Source organism: Kineococcus indalonis (genome assembly GCF_009906395.1).
Classification (GTDB): domain Bacteria; phylum Actinomycetota; class Actinomycetes; order Actinomycetales; family Kineococcaceae; genus Kineococcus; species Kineococcus indalonis.
This window is the reverse complement of record NZ_JAAALM010000566.1, coordinates 1-2446: the sequence shown is the minus strand read 5'-3', so window position 1 is coordinate 2446 and position 2446 is coordinate 1. Positions and strand designations below refer to the sequence as shown.

The window sequence follows — 2446 nt, the reverse complement described above, 5'->3', positions numbered from 1 at the left end:
CCCCTGAGCCGGCCCGCCCGGTGATCACCCCAGTTCGGTGACGCTCAGCAACGACGCGTACGGCACCGTCACTCCTTCCGTCCCGCGCCCGGTGGGCACCGCCACGTCGACGTGGTCGGCCCCCACCCGCGCGAGCCGCCCGCGCAGGTCGCCTGCCCGGGTGCGCACCAGCACGCGCACGTCGGCGCCGGCCAGCGCGCGAAGCGCCAGCACCAGGGTGCGGCGCGCCACCACCGCGCCCGGCGGGCTGCTGCGGCGCGTCAGCCCGCGCACGGCGCACACCGCCGCGGTCGGCACCAGCACCTGACGGGGTGCGGGGGCGCCGGCGGCCAGCAGCACCCACCCGGGCCCCGCCGCCCGCACGAGCCCGCCGACCCAGCTGCCGTCGGGCAGCTGCACCGACAGCTCGCCGTCCGTGGCCAGCAGGCGGCCCAGCAGGTCCACCGAAGCGACGTCGCGGGCCTGCCGGTCGGCCACCTCCGCCTCCCGCTCGAGCCGCTCGGCGTGCGCCAGGCGGGCGTCGAGGTCGGCGAAGAGGTCGTCCCAGCGCACGCCCCCACGCTACGGCCGCTCACGAGCTGTCAGATCGGTACCGCCGAACGAGCGGTGTGCAGGGCCTGTGCTGGCCCTGAGCGCCGCCCCGTCGGTAGACAAGCCGCACCAAACAGCAGCAAACGACACGATTGAGCACTCAACGACGTCGAAGCGCTGCTCCCGCTACCCGAGGAGTCCCGTGCCCCGCACCCGCCCCGGCCCGGCGCGCACCGGCGCCGTCCTGGCGGTCGGCGCCCTGCTGGCGGCCGTGCCCGCGGCCGGCGCGCTCGGCCTGGGGCTGCTCACCGCGCCCGCCGCGCGGGCGGGGTGTGCACCAGACCTCCACGGCGGGTGCGGCGGGCCTCCCCGTAGCGTGGGCGGGTGCCGCGACCCGGGGTGCTCGCAGAGCTCGTGCAGCTGGTGCGCACGCCGCGCTACCGCCACCTGGTCGGGGTGCGCCTGGCCGGGCAGGGCGCCGACGGCGCCTTCCAGGCGGGCCTGGCGTCGCTGTTCTTCTTCTCCCCCGAGCGGCAGGCCACGCCGGCGGGGGTGGCGTTCGCCTCGGCGGTGCTGCTGCTGCCGTTCACCGTGGTGGGCCCGTGGGCGGGGGTGCTGCTGGACCGCCGGTCGCGCCGCTCGGTGCTGGGGCTGGGCAACCTGCTGCGCGCGGGGCTGGCGGTGGCCGCGGCCGCGGGGCTGGCGGCCGGGTGGGGCGACGCGGCGGTGGGCGTGCTGGCGCTGGCGGTGCTGTCGGTGAACCGCGCCCTGCTGGCGGGGCTGTCGGCGGCGCTGCCTCGCGTGGTGGAGCCCGAGCGGCTGGTGCTCGCCAACGCGGTCACGCCCAGCCTGGGCACGGTGGCCGCCGGTGCCGGTGCGGCGGTGACGGTGGCGCTGACGGCGGCGGCGGGCACCGGCGGGGACGCGGACGTGGTGGCGCTGCTGGCCGCCGCCGGCGGGTACCTGCTGGCGGGCGTGCTGGCGCTGCGCTTCCCGCCGGCGCTGCTGGGCCCGGACGCGCGGGCGGCGGACCCGGCGGTGGACCCGGCGGTGGACCCGGCGGTGGACCCGGCGGTGGACCCGGCGGGCCCGGCGGAGGTGCGCACGGCGGCGTCGGTGCTGCGCGGCAGCGCCCGCGACGTGGTGGCGGGGCTGGCCCACCTGCGCGAGCGGCGGGCGGCGGCGGCCGCGCTGGGCGTGGTGGCCTGGCACCGGTGGGCGTTCGGGCTGACCACGGTGGCCGTGGTGGTGCTGTGCCGCACCACGCTCGCCGACGTGGACGACCCCGCGGCGGGGCTGGCGGCGCTGGGGGTGCTGCTGGCCGCGGTGGCCGCCGGGTCGGGCGCGGCGGCGGTGCTGGCGCCGTGGGGCGCGCGGCACGGGCGGGTGGACCGCTGGATCGCCAGCTGCCTGCTGGTGGCCGGCGCCGGTCAGGTGCTGGTGGGGGTGAGCTCCTCGCCGGCGGTGCTGGCGCTGGCCGCGGGGGCGCTGGGCCTGGGCGGCCAGGGCGCCAAGATCGGGGTGGACACCGTCGTGCAGCGCAGCGTGGACGACGCCTACCGCGGGCGGGTGTTCACCGCCTACGACCTGGTCTTCAACGTCAGCTACTGCCTGGCGTGCGGGCTGGCGGTGCTGCTGGTGCCGGCGGACGGGCGCCTGGGCGGCGTGGCCGTCGCGCTCGGCGCCGGCTACGCCGCCCTGGCCGCGGTGCGGGTGCGCACCGCGGCGCTCGCCGCCCGCTGAAGGGGGCGGCGAGCGCCGCGGGCGGGCCTCAGGGCGCCCCGGGCGGGGCCCACGACGGCGGGCCGGGCGCCCACGGCGGGGGCCCCGGCGCCCACGGCGGCGGGCCCTGCGTGGAGGACGCGGAGGTCGTCGGGCTCGGCGGGGGCGGCTCCCACGTCGGCGGGTCCGAGGG

General features: G+C 80.2%; 2 protein-coding genes. One reads left to right on the top strand and one right to left on the bottom strand.

From position 1 onward, the window contains the following. Positions 1–24: 24 nt before the first annotated feature. Positions 25–552, bottom strand: a complete 528-nt coding sequence (locus tag GTR00_RS18940) for a hypothetical protein (RefSeq protein WP_166613114.1) — start codon at positions 550–552, stop codon at positions 25–27. 363 nt (positions 553–915) lie between these two features. On the opposite strand from GTR00_RS18940, the gene GTR00_RS18935 reads away from it, so the two are divergent. Continuing rightward, the gene (locus GTR00_RS18935; RefSeq protein WP_166613113.1) at positions 916–2274 is read left to right on the top strand and encodes an MFS transporter; all 1359 of its coding nucleotides are present in this window, start codon (positions 916–918) and stop codon (positions 2272–2274) included. Positions 2275–2446 lie beyond the last annotated feature (172 nt).